A 22,488-nucleotide genomic window follows, 5' to 3' on the forward strand; every position below is an offset into this window, starting at 1 on the left:
ACGCTCCGCGTCCGCTCTTGAAAGGGTGACGCAGAGCGTCACGGGAGGCGTTCCCACGCAGAGCGTGGGAACGATCATCGGTGTTACTGCCCGCCGCGCATCAATTCCCGCGGCACATATTTGCCAATCTCGAACTTGCCAATCGCCGCACGGTGCACTTCGTCCGGGCCGTCGGCCAGGCGCAGGGTGCGTTGCATGGCGTACATATAGGCCAGCGGAAAATCATTGGACACCCCGGCGCCGCCGTGCATCTGGATCGCGCGGTCGATGACCTTCAAGGCCACATTCGGCGCCACCACCTTGATCTGGGCGATTTCGCTTTTCGCCACTTTGTTACCCACGGTGTCCATCATGTACGCCGCTTTCAAGGTCAACAGGCGCGCCATGTCAATTTCCATGCGTGAGTCGGCGATCTTGTCGATATTGCCGCCCAATCGCGCCAAAGGCTTGCCGAAGGCAGTGCGACTGACCGAGCGCTTGCACATCAATTCCAATGCGCGTTCGGCCATGCCGACCGAACGCATGCAGTGGTGAATGCGGCCTGGGCCAAGGCGGCCCTGGGCGATCTCGAAGCCACGGCCTTCGCCCAGCAACACGTTTTCATAAGGCACGCGCACATTGTCGAACAGCACTTCGGCATGGCCGTGGGGCGCATCGTCGTAACCGAATACCGGCAGCGGCCGCAGGATTTTCACACCTGGGGTATCGACCGGCACCAGGATCATCGAGTGCTGCTGGTGACGCGGTGCATCGGGGTTGCTCAGGCCCATGAAGATCAGGATCTTGCAGCGCGGGTCGCAGGCGCCGGAGGTCCACCACTTCTTGCCGTTGATCACCCACTCGTCGCCCTGGCGTTCGGCGCGGGCGGCCATGTTGGTGGCGTCCGAGGACGCCACGTCCGGTTCGGTCATGGCAAAAGCCGAGCGAATCTCGCCGCGCAGCAAGGGTTCGAGCCAACGCTGCTTCTGTTCTTCGTTGGCGTAGCGCACCAGCACTTCCATATTGCCGGTGTCGGGAGCGGAGCAGTTGAATGGCTCCGGGCCCAGCAACGAGCGGCCCATGATTTCCGCCAAGGGTGCGTATTCCAGGTTGCTCAGGCCGGCGCCCAGTTCGGATTCCGGCAGGAACAGGTTCCACAAGCCCTCGGCCTTCGCCTTGGCCTTGAGCTCTTCCATGATTGCCGTGGGCTGCCAGCGATCCCCTTCGCTGACTTGGCGTTCGAACACCGGTTCGGCTGGGTAGACATAAGCGTCCATGAACGCAGTGACGCGTTCACGCAGTTCCTGAACCTTGGGCGAATAGGCGAAATCCATGAGCAGCTCCCTTCTCTGAGAGGTTGTTTAGGTCATGCATTCGATGCTAGAACAGCGCTCATAATTTACCTAGCCTATTCTCGCCGTGTATTAACATTCATCACCGATATATGATCGGCGTATGAGCACCTCACAATAAGAGCGCAACGAAATGAATCTGAGCAAGGTCGATCTCAACCTCTTCATCGTCTTTGATGCGATCTACACCGAAGCCAACCTGACCCGCGCCGGGCAGATCGTCGGTATCACCCAGCCGGCGGTGTCCAACGCCCTGGCACGGTTGCGCGAGACCTTCAACGACCCGCTGTTCGTGCGCACCGCCCAAGGCATGGTGCCCACGCCCATGGCGCAGAATATTATCGGCCCGGTGCGCAATGCGTTGTCGTTGTTGCGCGTGTCGGTGCAGGAAAGCCGCATCTTCAACCCGCAGCAGGCGGCCAAGACCTACCGCATCAGCATGACCGACCTGACCGAGGCCGTGATCCTGCCGCTGCTGTTCCAGCGCCTGCGTCGCCTGGCGCCGACCGTGGTGATCGAGAGTTTCCTGTCCAAACGCCGCGAAACCACCAAGGAACTGGCCGCCGGGCGCCTGGATTTTGCCGTGGATGCGCCGCTCAATACCGACCCGCAGGTGCGTCACGTCAAGCTGATGGAAGACCGCTACGTGTGTGCCATGCGCAAGGGCCACCCGATGGCGGGCAAGGATAAATTCACGCTGGATGATTACCTGTCGCTGACCCATATCCATATTTCCAGCCGCCGCAACGGTTTGGGCTATGTGGACCTGGCCTTGGGCAAGATGGGCATTCAGCGCAAGATCGCCCTGCGTTCCCAGCATTACCTGATGGCCTCCCAGGTGCTGCAACAGACCGACATGGTGATGACCGTGCCCGAGCGTTTCGCTCGCCGTCATGAACTGCACTGGTTCCATTTGCCGGTCAACAACGTGCCGCCGGTGGAAACCCATTTGTACTGGCACGAAAGCACCGACCAGGACCCGGCGAACCGCTGGATGCGTGAACAGATGATCGAGTTGTGCCAGCAGGTGACGGCCCAGGAAAAGAAAGCCCAGCAGCCTTGACGTTTACGTCAACCTGCAATTAGCTTAGCGCCAAGACTTCCTTGAGCACCGCCATGAGCACCACCTACAGCATCTCCGACCTCGCCCGCGAGCTTGACATCACCACCCGCGCCATTCGTTTCTATGAAGAACAAGGCCTGCTGGCCCCCGAACGTCGGGGTCAGGAGCGCATTTACTCGGCGCGGGACAAGGTCAGCCTCAAGCTGATCCTGCGTGGCAAGCGCATCGGCTTCTCCTTGGCCGAATGCCGCGAACTGATCGAACTCTACGACCCCACCGGCGGCAACCAGATCCAACTCAACAGCATGCTGGCCAAGATCGCCGAACGCCGTGAACAGCTGGAACAACAACTGCTGGATATCGAACAGATGAAGCTGGAACTGGACACCGCTGAAGAGCGTTGCACCCAGGCCCTGGCGCAGACCATCAGCCAAGCCGGCCATTGACCAGAAGGTAACTGCCATGTCCCTCCCCTCCCACGTACGCCTGGTTGAAGTCGGCCCGCGCGACGGTTTGCAGAACGAAGCCCAGCCCATCAGCGTGGCGGATAAAGTCAGATTGGTAGACGCGTTGAGCGCCGCTGGCTTGAGCTATATCGAAGTCGGTAGTTTTGTCTCGCCCAAATGGGTGCCGCAAATGGCAGGTTCAGCCGAAGTGTTTGCGCAGATCCAGCGCAAGCCCGGCGTGACCTATGGCGCACTGGCACCGAACCTGCGCGGGTTCGAGGATGCGCTGGCGGCCGGGGTCAAGGAAGTCGCGGTGTTTGCGGCGGCGTCCGAGGCGTTCTCCCAGCGCAATATCAATTGTTCCATCAGCGAAAGCCTGGAGCGCTTCGCACCGATCATGGCCGCCGCCAAGCAGCACGGCGTCAGCGTGCGCGGTTATGTGTCCTGTGTGCTGGGTTGCCCCTATGAAGGCGAGATCGCCCCGGAGCAAGTGGCGGCCGTCGCCCGCGAGCTGTATGCCATGGGCTGCTATGAAGTGTCCCTGGGCGACACCATCGGTACCGGCACGGCGGGCGCTACCCGGCGCCTGTTCGAAGTGGTCGGCGCCAAAGTGCCACGGGACAAGCTGGCCGGGCATTTCCATGACACCTACGGGCAGGCCATCGCTAACATCTACGCCAGCCTGCTGGAAGGCATCACGGTGTTCGACAGCTCAATCGCAGGCCTGGGCGGCTGCCCTTACGCCAAAGGCGCCAGCGGTAACGTCGCCACCGAGGACGTGCTGTACCTGCTCAACGGCCTGGGCATCGACACGGGCATCGACCTGGAACGCTTGATTGGCGCCGGCCAGCAGATCAGCCAGGTGCTGGGACGGCCTACGGGTTCCCGCGTGGCGAAGGTGCGTAACGCAGGTGAGTAGCACAGCTGTGAGAATGTGTTACCGCTTCCCGGCATAACGGGTAACGCGGGAACAAAATCCGCCGTGCAAACTGAAAGAAAATACTGACAAAAAACCAACTCGTTGATTTTAAAGGCTTTTAAAAAGTTGGCACGCCTTCTGCTATCTCTATGTCATAACAAGAATAAAAAGCGCCAAACCTAATAAAAATAAGACGAAACGACTCTGACATAACAAAAACAACACGGCAGAGACGCAGCTAACAGATTTTTTTGGAGAAGATGTGCTTCCCAGGGTACGGCATGCCGCAACCCGCAACCGGATAGAGAAAAATAAAACTACCTCAGGTAGCTACCCACTGGTTGGATCGTTTACGAAGAAGCAGGTCAGCGTTCAAAAAAATACGTTTGCTCTTGACCCCGGATGGGGGTCGCCAAAAAAAGCGGTACGGGCCACGGCTACCAAAAACAACAACAGGCCGCCCCTCAATAATAAGAAAAGAGCACGCAACGACAAATTAAAGGGGACCTTCGGGTCCCCTTTGTGCTTTCTGGGTTTCACTATTTGGGTGGCACAGCAGGTTCGCGGGGTATCAGGTAGATGTGGGCCGGCAGTCAGGCCGCCATCGCAGGCAAGCCAGCTCCCAGGGCTTGACGTTGTCAGCGCGCTTGCAGCTCCTGGATGGAAATCTCGCGCATCCGAAATTTCTGAATCTTGCCCGTCACCGTCATCGGAAACTCATCCACGATCTTGAAATACCTGGGCGTCTTGAAATGGGCGATGCGGTCCTTGCACCAGCTCAACAACTCCAACTCATTGGCCACCTGACCGGGATGGAACTTGATCCAGGCAACAATCTCTTCGCCATAACGCTCATCCGGGATGCCAACGATCTGCACGTCCGCCACCGCCGGGTGAGTAAAGAAAAACTCTTCCAGCTCCCGCGGGTAAACGTTCTCCCCCCCACGAATGATCATGTCCTTGTTACGCCCGGCAATGCACACGTAACCCTCCTCATCCATGGTCGCCAGGTCACCGGTATGCATCCAGCCGGCATCGTCGATGGCCTCACGGGTGCCTTCAGGGTTGTTCCAGTAACCCAGCATCACGCTGTAGCCCCGGGTGCACAGTTCACCGATCACGCCACGGGCCACGGTGTTACCGGCCTCGTCGACAATCTTGGTTTCCAGTTGCGGTTGGGTGCGGCCCACCGTGGTGACACGCCGTTCGATATCGTCATCTGCGCCGGTCTGCAGCGACACCGGGCTGGTTTCAGTCATGCCATAGGCAATCTGCACCTCTGCCATGTGCAGCTCATGAATGACCCGACGCATCACCTCGATCGGGCATGTCGCCCCGGCCATGATCCCGGTGCGCAGGCTGGACACCTCGAACTCGGCCCGGCGTGGGTGATCGAGCAGCGCAATAAACATGGTCGGCACGCCATATAAGCCGGTGGCTTGTTCTTCGGCGACGGCGCTCAGCGTCAGCAACGGGTCGAAGCCGTCATTGGGGTAGATCATGGTGGTGCCGTGAGTGATACAACCGAGGTTGCCCATGACCATGCCGAAGCAGTGGTACAGCGGCACTGGGATCACCAGGCGGTCCCCTGCCGTCAGGCCCAGGCTTTCACCGACCATGTAACCGTTATTGAGGATGTTGTGGTGACTGAGGGTGGCGCCCTTGGGGAAGCCGGTGGTGCCGGAGGTGTACTGGATATTCACGGGTTGATCGAAATGCAGGCTGGCCTGGCGGCTGTGCAGGTGCTCGGGCGGCACGCCTGCGCCAAGGGCCGCCAACTGCGACCAGGGCATGAATTCAGGCGGCGGGCTGGGGTCCAGGCTGAGAAGGCCGCGAAGCTCGGGCTTCAGCGCCTGGAGCATGGCGTGGTAATCGGAGCTTTTGAACGAGCCGGCGCATACCAGCCATTGGCAGCCGGATTGTTTGAGCACGTAGTCCAATTCGCTGCTGCGATAGGCCGGGTTGATATTGACCAGGATCACCCCGAGCTTGGCGCTTGCCACCTGGCAGATCAGCCACTCGGCACAGTTAGGCGCCCAGATACCCAGGCGGTCACCGGTTTGCATACCCAAGGCGAGGAACGCGCGGGCGTGCAGCTCAACCGTCTCGGCCAGCTGCCGCCAGGTGTAGCGCCGCTGCTGGTGGCGCACCACCAAGGCTTCGCCATCTGGATACTGCCCAACGGTGTGATCGAATGCCTGGCCAATGGTCATGGCCAGCAAGGTCTTGTCCTGGGAGCCACGGCTGTAGCTCGGGTGCAGTTGATCCATAACGACCCCTGTTATCTTTTTTGTAGGTTGACGTATACGTAAACTACGATTGACAGCGCCGTAACGCAAGCTTACGTTAACGTAAAGGTGAGCGCCCTCCTCCCGCGCCCCGCCCACACAACAACAAGCTCACATTAAGGTGCCTGTCCATGAGTTACCCGTCCCTGAACTTCGCCCTCGGCGAGACCATCGACATGCTGCGCGACCAGGTGCAGTCCTTCGTGGCCAAGGAGATCGCACCGCGCGCGGCCCAGATCGACATCGACAACCTGTTCCCCGCCGACCTGTGGCGCAAGTTCGGCGACATGGGCCTGCTGGGCATCACCGTGCCCGAGGAATACGGCGGTGCCGGCCTGGGTTACCTGGCCCATGTGGTGAGCATGGAAGAAATCAGCCGTGGCTCGGCCTCGGTGGCGTTGTCCTACGGGGCGCACTCCAACCTGTGCGTCAACCAGATCAACCGCAACGGCAACCACGCACAAAAACTCAAGTACCTGCCCAAGCTGATCAGCGGCGAGCACATCGGCGCCCTGGCCATGAGCGAGCCGAATGCCGGTTCCGACGTGGTGTCGATGAAACTGCGCGCCGACAAGCGCGGCGACCATTACGTACTCAATGGCAGCAAGACCTGGATCACCAACGGCCCGGACGCCCATACCTATGTGATCTACGCCAAGACCGACCTGGAAAAAGGCCCCCACGGCATCACCGCCTTCATCGTCGAGCGCGACTGGAAAGGCTTCAGCCGCAGCAATAAATTCGACAAGCTGGGCATGCGCGGCTCCAACACCTGCGAGCTGTTTTTCGACGACGTCGAGGTACCCGAAGAAAACATCCTCGGCGTGCTCAATGGCGGCGTGAAAGTGTTGATGAGCGGCCTGGACTACGAGCGCGTGGTGCTCTCCGGAGGGCCTACCGGGATCATGCAGGCATGCATGGACTTGATCGTGCCCTACATCCACGACCGCAAGCAGTTCGGCCAGAGCATCGGCGAATTCCAGTTGATCCAGGGCAAGGTCGCCGACATGTACACCCAACTCAACGCCAGCCGCGCCTACCTCTACGCGGTGGCCCAGGCGTGCGAGCGTGGCGAGACCACGCGCAAGGACGCCGCGGGCGTGATCCTCTACAGCGCCGAGCGCGCCACGCAAATGGCCCTGGATGCGATCCAGATTCTGGGCGGCAATGGCTATATCAACGAATTCCCCGCCGGGCGCCTGTTGCGTGACGCCAAGCTCTACGAAATTGGTGCGGGCACCAGTGAGATTCGGCGGATGTTGATCGGTCGCGAACTGTTCAACGAAACCCGCTGAAGGAGCACGCCCATGGCCACCCTGCACACCCAGCTCAACCCGCGTTCTGCGGAATTTTCCGCCAACCGCGCGGCGATGCTTGAACAGGTCGACGCCCTGCACAGCCTGCTCGCCCATGTCCATCAAGGTGGCGGCGCCAAGGCCCAGGAACGCCACACCTCACGCGGCAAACTGTTACCCCGCGAGCGTATCAACCGTCTGCTCGACCCGGGCTCACCGTTTCTCGAGCTGAGCCAACTGGCCGCCCACCAGGTGTATGGCGAAGACGTCCCGGCTGCCGGGGTGATTGCCGGCATCGGCCGGGTGGAAGGCGTCGAATGCATGATCGTGGCCAACGATGCCACGGTCAAAGGCGGCTCCTATTACCCGCTGACCGTCAAAAAGCACCTGCGCGCCCAGACCATCGCCGAGCAGAACCGCCTGCCGTGCATCTACCTGGTGGACTCCGGCGGCGCGAACCTGCCGCGCCAGGACGAGGTGTTCCCCGACCGCGAGCACTTCGGGCGGATCTTCTTCAACCAGGCCAATATGAGCGCCCAGGGCATTCCCCAGATTGCCGTGGTGATGGGCTCGTGCACCGCCGGCGGCGCCTACGTGCCGGCCATGGCCGACGAAGCGATCATGGTGCGCCAGCAAGCCACCATCTTCCTCGCCGGCCCGCCGCTGGTGAAGGCCGCCACCGGTGAAGTGGTGAGCGCCGAAGACCTGGGCGGTGCCGATGTGCACTGCAAGGTCTCGGGCGTAGCCGACCACTATGCCGACAGCGATGAACACGCCCTGGCACTGGCACGGCGCAGCGTGGCCAACCTCAATTGGCGCAAGCAGGGTGAGCTGCTGCAACGCCCGCCGGTGGCGCCGCTGTACAGCAGCGAAGAGTTGTACGGCGTGATCCCGGCGGATGCCAAGCAACCCTTTGATGTGCGCGAAGTCATCGCACGGCTGGTGGACGGCTCGGTGTTCGATGAGTTCAAGGCCCTGTTCGGCACGACCCTGGTGTGCGGCTTTGCGCACGTGCATGGCTACCCGATAGCGATCCTGGCCAACAACGGCATCCTCTTCGCCGAAGCCGCGCAAAAAGGCGCGCACTTTATCGAACTGGCCTGCCAGCGCGGGATTCCGCTGCTGTTCCTGCAAAACATCACCGGCTTTATGGTCGGCCAGAAGTACGAAGCCGGCGGCATTGCCAAGCACGGCGCCAAGCTGGTCACCGCCGTGGCGTGCGCCAAGGTGCCGAAATTCACCGTGATCATCGGCGGCAGCTTTGGTGCGGGTAACTATGGGATGTGTGGCCGCGCCTATGACCCGCGCTTTTTGTGGATGTGGCCCAACGCACGCATTGGCGTGATGGGGGCCGAACAGGCCGCCGGGGTGTTGGTGCAGGTCAAGCGCGAACAGGCTGAGCGCGCCGGCAACGGTTTCAGTGCCGAGGAGGAAGACGCGATCAAGCAGCCGATCCTCGACCAGTATGAAACCCAGGGCCACCCCTACTACTCCAGCGCGCGCTTGTGGGATGACGGCGTGATCGACCCGCTGCAGACCCGTGACGTGCTGGCCCTGGCCTTGTCCGCCGCACTGAACGCCCCCATCGAGCCGAGCCGCTTCGGCGTGTTCCGCATGTAGCCTGTAGGAGCGCGCCTGTTGTGGCGAGGGAGCTTGCTCCCGCTGACTGCGCAGCAGTCCCGGCTTTTTTGGGGGCGCTGTGCACCCCAGCGCAAGCAAGCTTGCTCGCCACAACAAGCTCGCTCCTACAGGAGGCCTCTCATTATTTCGGAGCTCCTTGCATGAGCGACTTCAACACCCTCGAACTGATCACTGACCGCCGTGGCTTTGCCACGCTGTGGCTCAGCCGCGAAGCCAAGAACAACGCGTTCAACGCGCAGATGATCCGCGAGCTGATCCTGGCCCTTGACCGCGTACAAGGCGACCCGTCCCTGCGCTTCCTGGTACTGCGCGGGCGTGGCAAGCACTTCAGCGCCGGTGCCGACCTGGCCTGGATGCAGCAATCGGCCGAGTTGGACTACCACACCAACCTGGACGACGCCCGGGAACTGGCAGAGCTGATGTACAACCTGTCCAAGCTGAAAATCCCCACGTTGGCGGTGGTGCAAGGCGCGGCCTACGGGGGCGCGCTGGGCCTGATCAGCTGCTGTGACATGGCCATCGGTGCCGACGACGCCCAGTTCTGCCTGTCGGAAGTGCGTATCGGCCTGGCGCCGGCGGTGATCAGCCCGTTCGTGGTGCAGGCCATCGGCGAACGCGCTGCCCGTCGTTATGCACTGACAGCCGAGCGGTTCGGCGGCCAGCGCGCACGGGAGATCGGCTTGCTGGCGGACAGTTATCCGGCCGAGAGCCTGGATCAACAGGTGGACCTGTGGGTCACCAACCTGCTGCAAAACAGCCCGGCGGCCATGCGTGCCAGTAAGGATTTGCTGCGCGAAGTGGGCAACGGTGCCCTCACCCCCGCATTGCGACGCTATTGCGAAAATGCCATTGCGCGTATTCGGGTGAGCGCCGAGGGCCAGGAAGGTTTGCGCGCGTTTCTGCAAAAGCGTGCGCCAAGTTGGCAAAATCAGGAGCCACGCTCATGAGCACACTCACCACCGTTCTGGTGGCCAACCGTGGCGAGATCGCCTGCCGGGTCATGCGCACCGCCAAGGCCATGGGGTTGACCACCGTGGCTGTGCACAGCGCCATCGACCGCGATGCCCGCCATAGCCGTGAAGCCGATATCCGCGTCGACCTGGGCGGCAGCAAAGCCACCGACAGTTACCTGCAAATCGACAAGCTGATTGCCGCCGCCCACGCCAGCGGCGCCCAGGCGATTCACCCCGGCTACGGCTTCCTTTCAGAAAACGCCGGCTTCGCCCGAGCCATCGAGGCGGCAGGCTTGATCTTCCTCGGCCCGCCCGCCTCGGCCATCGACGCCATGGGCAGCAAATCCGCGGCCAAGGCCCTGATGGAGACGGCTGGCGTACCCCTTGTGCCGGGTTATCACGGCGAGGCCCAGGACCTGGAGACCTTCCGCGCCGCCTGTGAGCGTATCGGCTACCCGGTGCTGCTCAAGGCCACGGCGGGCGGCGGTGGCAAGGGTATGAAGGTGGTCGAGGACGTCAGCCAACTGGCCGAAGCCCTGGCCTCCGCCCAGCGTGAGGCGCTGTCGTCGTTCGGCAACGGGCAGATGCTGGTGGAGAAATACCTGCTCAAGCCGCGGCATGTCGAGATCCAAGTGTTTGCCGACCAGCAAGGTCATTGCCTGTACCTCAATGAGCGCGACTGCTCGATCCAGCGGCGCCATCAAAAGGTCGTGGAAGAAGCACCGGCGCCGGGCCTGACTGTTGAGCAACGCCGGGCCATGGGCGAAGCAGCTGTGCGCGCTGCCCAGGCAATCGGGTATGTGGGCGCAGGTACGGTGGAGTTTTTGCTGGATGCCCGTGGCGAGTTTTTCTTTATGGAGATGAACACGCGGTTGCAAGTGGAGCATCCGGTGACCGAAGCGATTACCGGCCTCGACCTGGTGGCCTGGCAGATCCGGGTGGCCCAGGGTGAGGCGCTACCGATCACGCAAGAACAGGTCGCGTTGAACGGTCATGCAATTGAAGTGCGGTTGTATGCCGAAGACCCGGCCAATGACTTTCTGCCCGCCACCGGGCACCTGGCGCTGTACCGCGAGTCCAGCCAGGGCCCTGGACGCCGCGTGGACAGTGGCGTCGAGCAAGGCGACAGCGTGTCGCCCTTCTACGACCCGATGCTCGGCAAGTTGATTGCCTGGGGTGAAGACCGCGAACAGGCGCGCCTGCGCTTATTGAGCATGCTGGATGAGTTTGCGGTCGGCGGGCTCAAGACCAACCTGGGCTTTTTGCGGCGCATCATCGGGCACCCTGCGTTTGCCGCCGCCGAATTGGACACCGGGTTTATCCCGCGCTATCAGGATGAGCTGTTGCCGACGCCAGGGGCCTTGAGCGATGAGTTTTGGCAGGCGGCGGGCTCGGCGTTTATGCAGAGCTTGCCGGCGGGTGACGGGCCTTGGGCCAATCGCCAGGGCTTTCGTGCGGGCCTGCCTGCCGAGGTGTCGCTGCACCTGAGCTGCAATGGGCAGGATCGGTTGGTGACACTGACCGGGCAACCGTCTCAGTTATGCGGCGAACAGTTGCTGACTGAACATCAGGGCGTGCGCCGTGCTCATCTGGCGGTGCGCAGTGAAGGCAGCCTGTACCTGCGTTGGGACGGCGAGATGCATGCCGTCAGCCTGTTCGATCCGATTGCGGCGGTCGAGGCCAGTCAATCTCATCAGGGCGGCCTCACCGCACCGATGAACGGCAGCATCGTGCGAGTACTTGTGGAGGTGGGCCAAACTGTTGAAGCCGGCGCTCAACTGGTGGTGCTCGAAGCCATGAAGATGGAGCACAGCATCCGGGCGCCCCACGCCGGGGTGGTCAAGGCGCTGTTCTGCCAGGAAGGTGAAATGGTGGCAGAAGGCAGCGCGCTGGTGGAGCTTGAAACGGCCGGCTAGAACTTCGCCGTGGCTTGCACCACCACACCCAGGAGGCGGCAGCCGTCGGTGAGCAGCACCTTGGGGTAAGTGGGGTTGAGCGGCACCAGGTAGTGCTGGCCGCTTTCTTCCTGCAATCGGCGAAAGGTGGCCTGGGGGGTGCCAGCCCATTGGGCCACCACCAGCCTGCCGGGCTCGGGCGCGATGGCCGGGTCAACCAGTATCATCATGCCAGCCGCAATGCTCATGCCCGTGGGGGCGGTCATGGCGTCTCCCGTCACCGGCAGCCAGAATGCCTCGCCTCGGGCGTGGTAATCGGTCAATTCGTAGCGCTCGGTGCTATAAGGCGCACGCTCTTCACGCAGCTCGCAGGCCTGCTTCCAGTCGCTGACCGGGTAGCGGAAATACGGGTTGTAGTGCGCTTCCCGTTCAGGCACTTGCGCGGCCCGTTCACGAATCTCCAGCGCCACCTCCAAATACCCCAACCCCAGTTCGGCCAGCACGCGGTTCATGTCCGCCAGGCTCGGCACGCGGCGTTTATTGAGCCAATGGCCGATGCCGCCCTGGGACATCCCCAGGCGCTGCGCCAGTTCATCCTGCGTGACCTTGCGGTCTTTCATGTTGGCTTTGACCAACGCTATCCAGTTATCCATGGCGCATCACAATACGGCGCCCATTTTTGCGGGCAATAAACAGTTTGTAGTAATCCATAAAACGACAGGAATACGATACGTACTATCATCAAGCCCAAGGATTTCGACACCCACCGGAGTACTGCCGCTTATGACGACCCGCACACACCCAACGCCCGACACATCCGAACTGACTGAAGTAAACGACATGTGCAACAGTGGCGCAGCCCAGCGCGCACTGGACTACTACTTGAAAGAAAATCGGTCGACGCCGGATTCGGACGGGGCCATGTTCGCGATCAAATCCGATGTCAGCCAGGAGGAAGCCCTGATACACGCCTCGGACCTGTTGCGCAGTGCAGCGGCAACCGCCTACGAGTCGGCGTGCAGCCATCAGGGCAACCAACGCGACCTGGCGTTTTCAGTGGTGTATTTGATCGATATGGCGAAGGCGATGGTGGAGCGGTCGTTGCAAGCGCCCAGAGCGGCGGCAAACGCGTAGCAGGCATGAAAGAAAAATATTTCTATCCCACGGATAAAAACATTTGACTTGCAAATGATAATGATTATTATTGGGCTCAGCTGATCGCAAGATCAGTCGATAGACCAAGAGACCTTAGGTCGGACTCTTGGAATATCTCCTCATCAGGCTAATCACGGTTTTTGACCCGGCTCTTTGGCCGGGTCTTTTTTTTGCCAGTTTTCCTGGCGTGGCTTCAGGCTAATGAAGACTGTGTGTTGCTTGATGCCGCGCATGGTAGCAAAAGACTATCGCCCAACGAAAGTCGTCCGAGTGCTCTAGCGCGTATCTCTGCGAATTAGCGCTTGAGAATCAATCTCATAGACTCTAAGCTGCGGCGGCGTCAGGGATGACGCCCCCTCCCCCTGCAACAATTTTTGCATCCAGGTTTTACCGAACGCCTGTGTAAGATAGCCGCCACATCACTCATATTCAGGCAACCAGACTATGACCGTGGCCTTGACCTCCATCAAGATCAGCACCGACTTCGACAGCGGCAACATCCAGGTCCTGGATGCCAGCGACGCTTATCAGTTGTTGCTGGCAATCAATCCCGACACCCGCAGCGATCACTACCAATGGTTCCACTTCAAGGCCGAAGGCATGCACGTGGGGCACACCCACACCTTTCGCTTGAGCAACGCAGGGCGCTCGTCCTACAAGCATGCCTGGAGCGGTTACAACGCCGTGGCGTCCTATGACCATATCAACTGGTTCCGGGTACCGACGCGCTTTGATGGCGAGATCCTGCATATCACCCTCCAGACCCGGCAAAAGTACGCCTGGTTTGCCTACTTCGAGCCCTACAGCCGTGAACGTCATGACTGGTTGATCGAGCAAGCCCTGAAGTACGCCGGGGTCACCCTGCTAGCCACCGGCAAGAGCGCTGAAGGCCGCGATATCCAACTGCTGCGCCGTGGCAAAGGGATCGAAGGCCGGCGCAAGGTGTGGATCATCGCCCAGCAGCACCCCGGCGAGCACATGGCCGAGTGGTTTATGGAGGGCGTGATTGAGCGCCTGCAAAAGGACGGCGACGACGAACTGAAAAAACTGCTGGCCGTCGCAGACCTGTACCTGGTACCGAACATGAACCCGGATGGCGCCTTCCATGGCCACCTGCGCACCAACGCCATGGGCCAGGACCTTAACCGCGCATGGCAAAGCGCCAGCCAGGAACTCAGCCCGGAAGTCCTGTTCGTCCAGCAACAGATGGAAAAATACGGCGTGGATATGTTCCTCGACATCCACGGCGATGAAGAAATCCCCTACGTGTTCACCGCCGCCTGCGAAGGCAACCCCGGCTACACGCCGCGCATCGAAGCCCTGGAAAAACATTTCCGCAGCCATTTGAGCCACCTGACCCGAGACTTCCAGACCACCCACGGCTACACCCGCGACCTGCCTGGCCAAGCCAACATGACCCTGGCCTGCAACGCGGTGGGGGAAAAGTACGACTGCCTGTCCCTGACCCTGGAAATGCCTTTCAAGGACAACGACGACGCACCCAACCTGCGAACTGGCTGGTCAGGCGATCGTTCGAAACAGTTGGGCAAGGACGTCTTGAGCAGCGTCGCTGATATCGTCGGGCGTTTGCGCTAACCCCCTGTGACAAGCTTTTTGTGGCGAGCGAGCTTGCTCGCGCTGGGCCGCATAGCGGCCCCATGAAAATCACTGCCGGATCACCTGACACACCGAGCAGGCTGTTTTGGGGCTGCTTCGCAGCCCAGCGCGAGCAAGCTCGCTCGCCACAAGAGCGGTCAATCCTTGCTGCCGGTCATGCTTTGCAAGACACCATCGCGGCGGATCAAACCGTGGAATAACGCGGCTGCCAGATGCACCAGCACGGTGAGAAACAGCAGATAGGCCAAATAACCGTGAGCCTTGCGCAACAACGCAAACAACGGCGCATTCGCCCCCAGCAGCGCGGGCAGTTGCAGGTTACTACTGAGCATCACCGGGTCACCGGCCGCTGAAATCATCGCCCAACCCAGCAGCGGCAACACCAGCATCAACGCGTACAACAGCACATGAGAGGCCTTGGCTGCCAGCCTCTGCCACACCGGCAAATCCGCTGGTAACGGCGGCTGACGGGTGGAAAAACGTACCGCCAGGCGCACGATCACCAGTGCCAGAATCGCAATGCCCAGCGGCTTGTGCAGGTGGATCAGCCACTCATGGCGCTCCGACACCGACGCCGCCAGACCCGCGCCGATAAACAGCATGGCGATGATCATCAACGCCATCAGCCAGTGCAACACGCGCGCCAAGGGCGCAAAGAACCGTGGTTGAGCATTCATGGCTTCGACTCCTGAGGGGCGCTGTGCAACGGGCTGACTTCACCGGCGCGGCGCAGGTACGAACTGGCATACGCGGCCGAACGTGCGGCCAGCAAGGGGTCGTTGGAGGCTTGGATACCACTGGGCAGAATCAACGGGTCAAAGTTGATATCGCGGCAATCACCGTCTGCCTGGGGCTGGCTGCTTTGCAACACCAACGTGCCGGCGTTGAGTACCTTGTGCGCGCCGGTCCAAGTCTTGCTTGCGTCGTCCAGCGGGTCGCCGGGGTTGGCCAGGGTCATGTTCAACTGCCAACGCAAGGGCCCGGCAGCCAGGCGTCGCACCAAATCCTGCTCCAGGAAGTCACTGCCAGCAGGTGCGGTATCACCCGCCGCATCCTGGCTCTGGGGCACCACCTCCCAACGCACGGCCTGGCGCGAACCATCGGCAGCCACCAGGTAAAACGCGTTGATGCCGTTATAGGTTTCAGTCGCATAACTGGCCGATGGCCTGGCGGTCTTGACCCAGGCCAAGAATGGCGCTGTCTCCGGGTGTGCGGCAAAAAAAGCCGGCATGCTCGACGGGTTCGGCTTGCCAGTGGCCGGGTCTGGCGCGCCGGCCTTGAGCAACTGGTAGAACGCCTCGGGCGTACCCACCGGGAACACCGGCATGCTGTTCATCCCTGTACGCCATTGCTGGCCGTTGGCCTGGCTGAACTGCACGGCGAAACTGCGAATCGGCACACTGCTGTCCGGCGCGTAGGGGTTGCCGCTGGGCAAGGCAAACCGGCCGATGATCGGGGTCTTGGCCTCGCTGAACACCTGGGCGCTGGAATAGGCACGGGCCTCGGTACTGCTCTGGAAATAACCCGCCACGCATACGCCCTTGGCATGGTTACGGCGAAAACCCGGATGCACGCCGTTATTGGTTTCCAGGGCATTGACCAAGGTTTTTGGCCGCAGGCGTTGTGGGTCGAGCGTGCCATTGACGTAGGCAAATGCGCCGGCAACAACCGCAACCACGGCACCGATGCCGGCGAGTCGTGCGATCAGGCTCGCAGTGCTCAAGGGAGGACGGGGTGGTGATGAGTGATCTACCATGCAGGAACTCCAGGGCCAGAGGCCTCAGGCTGAAACATAAGGTCGGAGCATTAAGACGAACGCCGATGGGCTCTATTCCCAGGCCCTGGATTTATTTTGCGGGACGGGGAATAACCTTCAACGCCGGACGTCTCTCTAGTCCCAGCGTAGTGATCAGCCAGACACCCATGCATGAACTCGACGAACAGTTACGCGAACTCATCCCCAGGTTGCGGCGTTTTGCCGTGTCCCTGACGCGCAACAGCAGCAGCGCCGATGACCTGGTGCAATCGACCCTGGAGCGCGCGATCGTCGCCTGGGCCGATAAACGTATCGAGGGCGACCTGCGCGCCTGGCTGTTTTCGATCCTCTACCGGCAGTTCCTCGACGCCCACCGCCGCAACCGCCGCTATGCGCGCATGCTCGAATTCTTCACCGGCCGCGATGACGTGCAACCTTCGGTAGAACGCACGGTGCTGGCCCAATCCACCCTGCAAGCCTTCGACCAACTGAACACCGAACAGCGCGCCCTGTTGCTGTGGGTGTCCGTCGAGGGCTTGAGCTACAAGGAAGTGGCCGAGATCCTCAAGGTGCCCATCGGCACCGTAATGTCACGCCTGTCCCGCGCACGCCAAGCGTTGCGTCAGCTCAGCGATGGCGAAATGGCCGGCCCTGCCCTGCGGAGACTCAAATGATCAGCCTGCCCCCCAGCGAACGCGATTTACATGCCTACGTCGATCACCAATTGCCGGGCACTGATCGCTGTGTGCTTGAAACCTGGCTGGCCAGCCACCCCGAAGTGGCGGCCCGGGTACAGGCCTGGCAACAAGATGCGCAGTTGCTGCGCGCGTCGTTGAGCGGCGCCCTGCAACAGCCGCACAACCCGGCATTGGACCCGGCGCTGATTCGCCAGCGCATCAAGAAACAGTCCCGTCGGCACTTGGCCACGGCGGCGTTGTTGCTGATCGCCGTGAGCCTCGGCGGGGTTGGCGGTTGGCACGCCCGTGAAGCCACCCAGCCGCCGCTGTTGCCGATGACCGACGCCATGCAGGCCTACCGCCTGTTTGCCCAGGACGGCATCATGCCTGCCGACTACAACGCTCAGGACCCTGGCACCATGCAGGCCTGGCTCGACCGTTATTTCAACCAGGCCCATCGCCTGCCCGACCTGAGCCAAGCCGGTTTCAAGCCGGTCAGCGGGCGTCTGCTCACCACCGACCAAGGCGCGGCAGCCATGGTGCTGTACCAGGACGCGCAAGGCCGGCGCATCAGCTTCTATATCCGCCCGCCGGGCCCGAACAACGGTTTCCTGCCTCGCGGCAGCCGCAGTGCCGATGGCTTGCAGGCCGACTACTGGTCGGGCGGCGGCTACAACTACGCGATGGTCAGCCCGGTGGATCAGGCCGCCGCGTTGCAGACGCCATTCTAGAAACCGACGTCCAGCACCACGTTATCCAGATAGGTGCCAGCCGGCGGCGTGGGCTGGTCGGTGTAGACCTTGGCGTTGTAGTTGTACACCTGGCTGCCATTACCCAAGCCGTTGCCGGGATTGACCTCGGCCGTGGAGCTGGCCCGCCGCGCCGCGCCGACACTGCCCCAACGCGTGGTGCCGGCACTTTTGAAAATGTCATAGGCCAGGTAATTGCCGCCGGAAACCATGCGCCGCCGGCCGCCGACACTCACCGGGTTCTGGCCATCGCTCAAGCCCACGGTATAGGCGCTGCCCTTGGTGCAGGCGATGTTGATGGTCTGCCCGCTCACCGCACTAAACCCACTGACCACCGGCGCGCTGCCGAAGCTGATATTCGGGGCGGTGATCTGGCAATCGTTGGTCACGGTCATGCTGACGGTCAGGGACGCCGTGCCGCTGCCAATGTCACGTCCCAGGCAAATGCCGCCAAGGCCGATCCCCGAGCAATAATTCCACACCCAGGCGATGCTCAATGTCTCGGTGTACACCCCGGCGGCGACGTTGCTGCCAGTGATGCTGCTCAGGTACAACGGCACAGTTTTCGCGCCGGGCCCGGCGATCAGGCCGATGCTCTGGGCGATGCCGCCAGCGCCGCCGAAATCGAATTGGCTGCCACGGGTGATGGGATAGCTGGTGCTGTTGTTGCCATAAATCGTGTAGCTGATCACATCACCGGTCGGCCCGACCAAACCGGTCTGGGGCGAGGTAATCGTGGCGTAAAAATGGTCGGTGGACACCAGCAGCGATATCAGCGCCGAGGTGCAACTCAACCCTGAGTTGGCCGTAGAGCTGGTTTGCGCGGCGGTGCGCACCGTCATCGAACTGATCGAACCAAAACTGGCCGGCACGGTGGACACCACCGAACACGCCGCCATGGCCTGCCCGCAAAACAACAAACCCACGCCATACAACCCTACGCTGCCCCTCACCTGAACACTCCCTGTTCAATCCCTCATTGGCACACTAATGGCCCGATCAAGGGCACGTCCTGTTGCTGCTCGTCCATATCGAAGGTTGCCTGGCAGGTGCGGCCCTGTCCCAAAGTGACCTGCAAGGTGTTGTGGGCGCTGAGGTTTTCCAGGTACACCAGGCCATCCCAGCCGACCACCGCCTGGGTGTTGCTTTGCTCGTGCACCACCAGGCTGCCCAGCGGCAACTCCTGATGCTGGCGGTCCACCAGGGTGATGCTTGCGGCGAGCACCCGGCGCAGGGGGAATTCCAGCAGGTAGCCACTGCCTCGGCGCACCGACACGCGCTGTTCCACATTGGGGCTTTGCACATTCGCCGGCAGGTTCAACGGGTCGATCTCGTATTTGCCGCGGTAATAGGCACTGCTCCACGGCACCAGCAAATGGCCGTTGCGGTCGGTCTGGCCCACCAGCTGGTTTTCGTAGCGCACCGGAATCCCGGCAAAGCCCTGGGTGCTCACGACCACAAAGGCGTCATTGATGCGGTTGGCGGCAAAGGTTTCGCCGCCCATCCACACCAGTGAGCCGCTGGCATCGGCCCAGCGCGTCATGGCCTCGCTGCTGCCGTACACGCCGGCCTGCAACTGCACCGACTGCAAGCGCCAGGTCAGGTCGGCCTGTCGATAGCTGGGGGCATCGCCCTGGGCATAGCCGAGGTTGTAGCCCACCCCGCCTTCGCTGGGCACCGCGCGGCTGTAGTTGATGCGCTGGCGACTGGCGCCGTCCTTGCTGCGCTCGGTACTCAAGGCCAGGCTGCCGTTGAGGTCGAACGGGATGACCAGTTGCGCCTGCATGGCCCAGTTGCTGTCACCGATTTCGCGGTTGGCTGACAGATAAAAGCTGGTGTTGCGCCACAACGGTTTGCTCCAGCTCAGGTTGAGCAGGCGCGTGCGCGAGTCGTCCGCCGCCTGCACGTCGAAATAACCCAGGCCCAGGCTGCCGAAACGTTGGAGGTTGAGACTCAGGGTCACCTGCTCGCTGCGCTTGCTGAGGCTGGCGTAAGGGGTATCGACCAGAGTCAGGTCGGCGTAGTCGTCGCGGCGCTCCACCCGTTGGTACATAAAGCTGTAGCGCGTGCTGTTGTACTGGTAACCGAGGCTCAGTTGCTGGCCCGTGCGGCTGTCGAACTGGCTCTGGCTGAGGGCGGTATTGAGCACGCCGAAGTTGCCCAGGCGCAGGTTGCCGCCGAGCCCGCCGAGGGTCAGGTCGCTGGAGGCTTCGGCGTGGCTTTCCAGGGTCAGGTTATCGGAATAGCCGTAGCGGAACGTGCCACTGGCCACGCCCGGCCCGTAGCCGAAGTCCCGCAGGGTGTAGTCACGGCGCAAGGTACCGGCGGCCAGCGAAAAATCCGTCAAGCCTTGTTGCAGCAAGGTGCTGGTGACGTAGAACGGCACCGTGGTCGACACTTGGCGTCCCAGGGCGTCGGTAGTGACCACCACGGCCTCGCCGGCACCGTTGATAAACGGGATGTTGGTCAGGGTGTAGGGGCCGGGTTGCAACTGTGCGCTGTCGGATTTATAGCCGTTGATAAACAGATCCACCGACGACGGCACCGCCGCCTCACCGGCAAACTGCGGCAAGGGGTACGTGACCAGGTCGGGGCGCACGGCAAAGTCCCGCGACAGTTGCACCCCGCCCAGGCGCACCGAACTGCTCCAGGGCAGCGCACCGCTGATCACGTCGCCAGCCTCGTAGGTCAGCAGGCGCTCATCGTCGGAGAAACGCCAGGTGGTGTCGTAACGTCGGTAACCATTGTTGAGGGTACCGCCGCTGACTCCGTCGGACAGGGTCTGGCGCAGTTGCCCGGTGTTGGACAAGGTGCCCCAGGTGTCGAACAGCCGCACTTCGTTCCACGCCGCGAGGTAACTGCCGCCGTCGTCGGTGTCATTGAAATACACGTCATAGTTGAGCAAGGCGCCGAAGCTGCTCATGGCCTGGGTACGCGGATAGGTATTGCGGTTGCCGATGAACTGTTCCTGCAGCCAGGAAGGCGGCACATCCAGCAGCAGGCGCTGGCCGTTGCTGTCGTAGTCGCTGTGCAGGCCCGGCACCTGGTCCAGGGCCACACTGCCGACGGGCTCACCGGGCAGTTTCATGCCCACGTCCTGCAACGCGCTGGCCGGCACAAACAGCTGGCCGGCGCGCTGCTCGACCGCGATAACGCGGCCGGTGTCCATCTGGTTGACCACCAGTTCCAGAAACAGCTGTGCATCGGCAACTGCCTCCATGCTGCCGGGCGGCGGCGGCAAGTCGCCCGCCATCGCTGCGCCCCACAGCCCGCTTGCCACTGCCACCGACGGCCATAAAACCCGAGCCCAACCGCGACTCACCATGGCGTTGTGTCCTTCAATGGACATCTCCATCCTGTGAAAACCCGGGCGTGTGCCCGTTGCGCTACATAACGGTTAGCGCTTGGGCGCCAGGCTCTCCAGTTGCGGCGCGCCGTTGACCCTGACCTGCAACGGCTGGTCGGCCGATACGGCATCCGGCACCGGCCAGCGCATGCTCGCGCCCGGCAGCACATAGCCGAGCAAACCGTCCACCAACGGCCGGGTCTGCCCGCCCTGTTTGAATGACGCATCGGTAAGCCGCGCATGCACGGCGCCCTGGTTGCGCACCTCGATGTAGTTGCGCCCTGCCACGTTGACCTTTTGCCAGCTTAACTGCGGCTTGCCCGCGCCCTTGGGATCGCGCTGCCGGGTAGCGTCATCTTTGCTCCACAAGCCGGCGCCGTAGGCAAACAGCGGCACCGAATAACGCATCTGAAAGCGAATCGCCGCCGCCGTGTTCTTGCCCTCCGGCGGCGCCGGCACCTGCAACGCCGAGGGGATTTCATCAATGATGATGCGATAGGCCAACTCCTGCCCCGGCGGCACTTCCCGGGTGCGGGTCAGGCGCACCAGTTGCTTCTGGCCCGGCTCGATCTTGGCCACCGGCGGGCTGCCGATCACATCGCGCTGGTTCTGGTACTGCTCGTCAAAGCCATTCTGGCTCCAGGCAAACACGCGGATCTGCAGGTTGGCGGTCTCGGTGCCACGGTTCTCCAGCCACAGCGCGCTGGCCTGTTGGTCAGCCTCCAGCACCGGGTCGATGGGCCAGATCAGCACCGAACTGGCCGCCTGTACAAACCCTGCCGAGCACAACGCCCCCAAGGCGAAACCCGCGGTCCATAACCGTCGCAAAGCACAACCCATGACACCCCTCCTTAAAACCGTTAGCCCTACCACGTCAGCTGCACCTGCAGCGTGTCGCTGTACGTCCCCCCAGGCTGATTGCCCGGTAAAACCACCCGCCCGTAAATCGGCAGGCTGATGTTGCTCGCATCGCTGTAGGTCACGCTGACGCTCTGGTTGATCCCCAGGCTCTGGCTGAACGCCGCATCGCGAAACAATTGGTAAGCCACCCGCGCGCTACCACTGTTGAGCTGCAAATTGCGTCCGGTGCTGCTGTACAGGCCGCCATCCACGCTCATGCTCAGGGCCACGCCCGGCGTGCATTGCAGGGTTACGCCGCCAGTGAGAGCCGCTGTGACCGTGCTGGTGGCCAGGGCCGAATAGCTGCCGTAGGCCAAGGTGCCGTAGTTGGCGCCGCCGCCCACAATCAGACAGCCCGGCGTGATGGTCGCACTCACCTGGAAGCTCTGGTTGACCACCGCCGACAGCGGCAACGGTATCGCCAGGCCGATGGCGAGCAACACCCTGGGCCACATCG

General features: G+C 62.0%; 20 protein-coding genes. 11 read left to right on the forward strand and 9 right to left on the reverse strand.

Annotation, left to right across the window (positions count from 1 at the left end; all coding sequences use genetic code 11):
* Positions 1-83 precede the first annotated feature (83 nt).
* The gene (locus AC4PS6_RS23310; protein ID WP_014718951.1) at positions 84-1,313 is read right to left on the reverse strand and encodes an acyl-CoA dehydrogenase; all 1,230 of its coding nucleotides are present in this window, start codon (positions 1,311-1,313) and stop codon (positions 84-86) included.
* A 151-nt stretch (positions 1,314-1,464) separates the two neighbouring features.
* Between AC4PS6_RS23310 and AC4PS6_RS23315 the strand changes: the two genes are divergently transcribed.
* The 3 genes from AC4PS6_RS23315 to AC4PS6_RS23325 are packed head-to-tail and all read left to right on the forward strand — an operon-like array spanning position 1,465 to position 3,759.
* On the forward strand, positions 1,465-2,394 hold the full coding sequence (locus AC4PS6_RS23315; RefSeq protein WP_014718952.1) for a LysR family transcriptional regulator: 930 nt from the start codon (positions 1,465-1,467) through the stop codon (positions 2,392-2,394).
* A 53-nt stretch (positions 2,395-2,447) separates the two neighbouring features.
* Positions 2,448-2,840: a MerR family transcriptional regulator gene (locus AC4PS6_RS23320; RefSeq protein ID WP_003192195.1), complete on the forward strand. Its 393-nt coding sequence runs from the start codon at positions 2,448-2,450 to the stop codon at positions 2,838-2,840.
* Positions 2,841-2,856: 16 nt separating this feature from the next.
* Positions 2,857-3,759 carry a hydroxymethylglutaryl-CoA lyase gene (locus AC4PS6_RS23325; protein WP_020302343.1) on the forward strand — a complete coding sequence of 301 codons (903 nt, stop codon included), beginning with the start codon at positions 2,857-2,859 and terminating at the stop codon, positions 3,757-3,759.
* 638 nt (positions 3,760-4,397) lie between these two features.
* On the opposite strand, the gene AC4PS6_RS23330 is transcribed toward AC4PS6_RS23325, so the two are convergent.
* Positions 4,398-6,029, reverse strand: coding sequence for an AMP-binding protein (locus tag AC4PS6_RS23330; protein WP_020302344.1), 1,632 nt, complete (start codon positions 6,027-6,029; stop codon positions 4,398-4,400).
* A 149-nt stretch (positions 6,030-6,178) separates the two neighbouring features.
* On the opposite strand from AC4PS6_RS23330, the gene AC4PS6_RS23335 reads away from it, so the two are divergent.
* The 4 genes from AC4PS6_RS23335 (at position 6,179) to AC4PS6_RS23350 (ending at position 11,852) form a co-directional block, all read left to right on the forward strand.
* Positions 6,179-7,342 carry an isovaleryl-CoA dehydrogenase gene (locus AC4PS6_RS23335; protein ID WP_019819448.1) on the forward strand — a complete coding sequence of 388 codons (1,164 nt, stop codon included), beginning with the start codon at positions 6,179-6,181 and terminating at the stop codon, positions 7,340-7,342.
* A 12-nt stretch (positions 7,343-7,354) separates the two neighbouring features.
* On the forward strand, positions 7,355-8,962 hold the full coding sequence (locus AC4PS6_RS23340) for a carboxyl transferase domain-containing protein (RefSeq protein WP_336826976.1): 1,608 nt from the start codon (positions 7,355-7,357) through the stop codon (positions 8,960-8,962).
* A gap of 161 nt (positions 8,963-9,123) precedes the next feature.
* Positions 9,124-9,930 (forward strand): gamma-carboxygeranoyl-CoA hydratase, encoded by an 807-nt coding sequence (locus AC4PS6_RS23345; protein ID WP_014718957.1) that lies wholly within the window; start codon positions 9,124-9,126, stop codon positions 9,928-9,930.
* The gene (locus AC4PS6_RS23350; protein ID WP_020302345.1) at positions 9,927-11,852 is read left to right on the forward strand and encodes an acetyl/propionyl/methylcrotonyl-CoA carboxylase subunit alpha; all 1,926 of its coding nucleotides are present in this window, start codon (positions 9,927-9,929) and stop codon (positions 11,850-11,852) included. Before AC4PS6_RS23345 ends, AC4PS6_RS23350 begins: the two co-directional genes overlap by 4 nt.
* Here AC4PS6_RS23350 and AC4PS6_RS23355 read toward each other — a convergent pair.
* On the reverse strand, positions 11,849-12,484 hold the full coding sequence (locus tag AC4PS6_RS23355) for a LexA family protein (protein ID WP_014718959.1): 636 nt from the start codon (positions 12,482-12,484) through the stop codon (positions 11,849-11,851). The genes AC4PS6_RS23350 and AC4PS6_RS23355 overlap by 4 nt on opposite strands.
* A gap of 187 nt (positions 12,485-12,671) precedes the next feature.
* Here AC4PS6_RS23355 and AC4PS6_RS23360 point away from each other — a divergent pair, with 187 nt between their 5' ends.
* Both AC4PS6_RS23360 and AC4PS6_RS23365 read left to right on the forward strand, forming a co-directional pair.
* Positions 12,672-12,965 (forward strand): DUF6124 family protein, encoded by a 294-nt coding sequence (locus tag AC4PS6_RS23360; RefSeq protein ID WP_014718960.1) that lies wholly within the window; start codon positions 12,672-12,674, stop codon positions 12,963-12,965.
* A gap of 465 nt (positions 12,966-13,430) precedes the next feature.
* Complete coding sequence (locus AC4PS6_RS23365) at positions 13,431-14,582, forward strand: M14 family metallopeptidase (protein ID WP_014718961.1); 1,152 nt, start codon at positions 13,431-13,433, stop codon at positions 14,580-14,582.
* A 158-nt stretch (positions 14,583-14,740) separates the two neighbouring features.
* Here the strand turns inward: AC4PS6_RS23365 and AC4PS6_RS23370 are convergent, their stop codons facing one another.
* Both AC4PS6_RS23370 and AC4PS6_RS23375 read right to left on the reverse strand, forming a co-directional pair.
* Positions 14,741-15,280 (reverse strand): cytochrome b, encoded by a 540-nt coding sequence (locus AC4PS6_RS23370; protein WP_003192209.1) that lies wholly within the window; start codon positions 15,278-15,280, stop codon positions 14,741-14,743.
* Entirely contained in the window at positions 15,277-16,359 is a 1,083-nt protein-coding gene (locus tag AC4PS6_RS23375; RefSeq protein ID WP_014718962.1) for a catalase family peroxidase, read from the reverse strand. The genes AC4PS6_RS23370 and AC4PS6_RS23375 overlap by 4 nt, the downstream gene beginning before the upstream one ends.
* A 167-nt stretch (positions 16,360-16,526) precedes the next feature.
* Here AC4PS6_RS23375 and AC4PS6_RS23380 point away from each other — a divergent pair, with 167 nt between their 5' ends.
* Both AC4PS6_RS23380 and AC4PS6_RS23385 read left to right on the forward strand, forming a co-directional pair.
* On the forward strand, positions 16,527-17,033 hold the full coding sequence (locus AC4PS6_RS23380) for a sigma-70 family RNA polymerase sigma factor (protein WP_014718963.1): 507 nt from the start codon (positions 16,527-16,529) through the stop codon (positions 17,031-17,033).
* A complete protein-coding gene (locus AC4PS6_RS23385) occupies positions 17,030-17,767 on the forward strand; it encodes an anti-sigma factor family protein (protein WP_336826977.1) in 738 nt (245 codons plus the stop codon). The genes AC4PS6_RS23380 and AC4PS6_RS23385 overlap by 4 nt, the downstream gene beginning before the upstream one ends.
* On the opposite strand, the gene AC4PS6_RS23390 is transcribed toward AC4PS6_RS23385, so the two are convergent.
* The 4 genes from AC4PS6_RS23390 to AC4PS6_RS23405 form a co-directional block, all read right to left on the reverse strand.
* Positions 17,764-18,684: a Csu type fimbrial protein gene (locus tag AC4PS6_RS23390; RefSeq protein ID WP_201915631.1), complete on the reverse strand. Its 921-nt coding sequence runs from the start codon at positions 18,682-18,684 to the stop codon at positions 17,764-17,766. The genes AC4PS6_RS23385 and AC4PS6_RS23390 overlap by 4 nt on opposite strands.
* 77 nt (positions 18,685-18,761) lie before the next feature.
* Entirely contained in the window at positions 18,762-21,110 is a 2,349-nt protein-coding gene (locus AC4PS6_RS23395; RefSeq protein WP_014718966.1) for a fimbria/pilus outer membrane usher protein, read from the reverse strand.
* 72 nt (positions 21,111-21,182) lie between these two features.
* Positions 21,183-21,971, reverse strand: coding sequence for a fimbrial biogenesis chaperone (locus AC4PS6_RS23400; RefSeq protein WP_014718967.1), 789 nt, complete (start codon positions 21,969-21,971; stop codon positions 21,183-21,185).
* Positions 21,972-21,997: 26 nt separating this feature from the next.
* Complete coding sequence (locus AC4PS6_RS23405) at positions 21,998-22,486, reverse strand: Csu type fimbrial protein (protein WP_014718968.1); 489 nt, start codon at positions 22,484-22,486, stop codon at positions 21,998-22,000.
* Positions 22,487-22,488 lie beyond the last annotated feature (2 nt).

The organism is Pseudomonas sp. DW-iso17, from assembly GCF_058725345.1.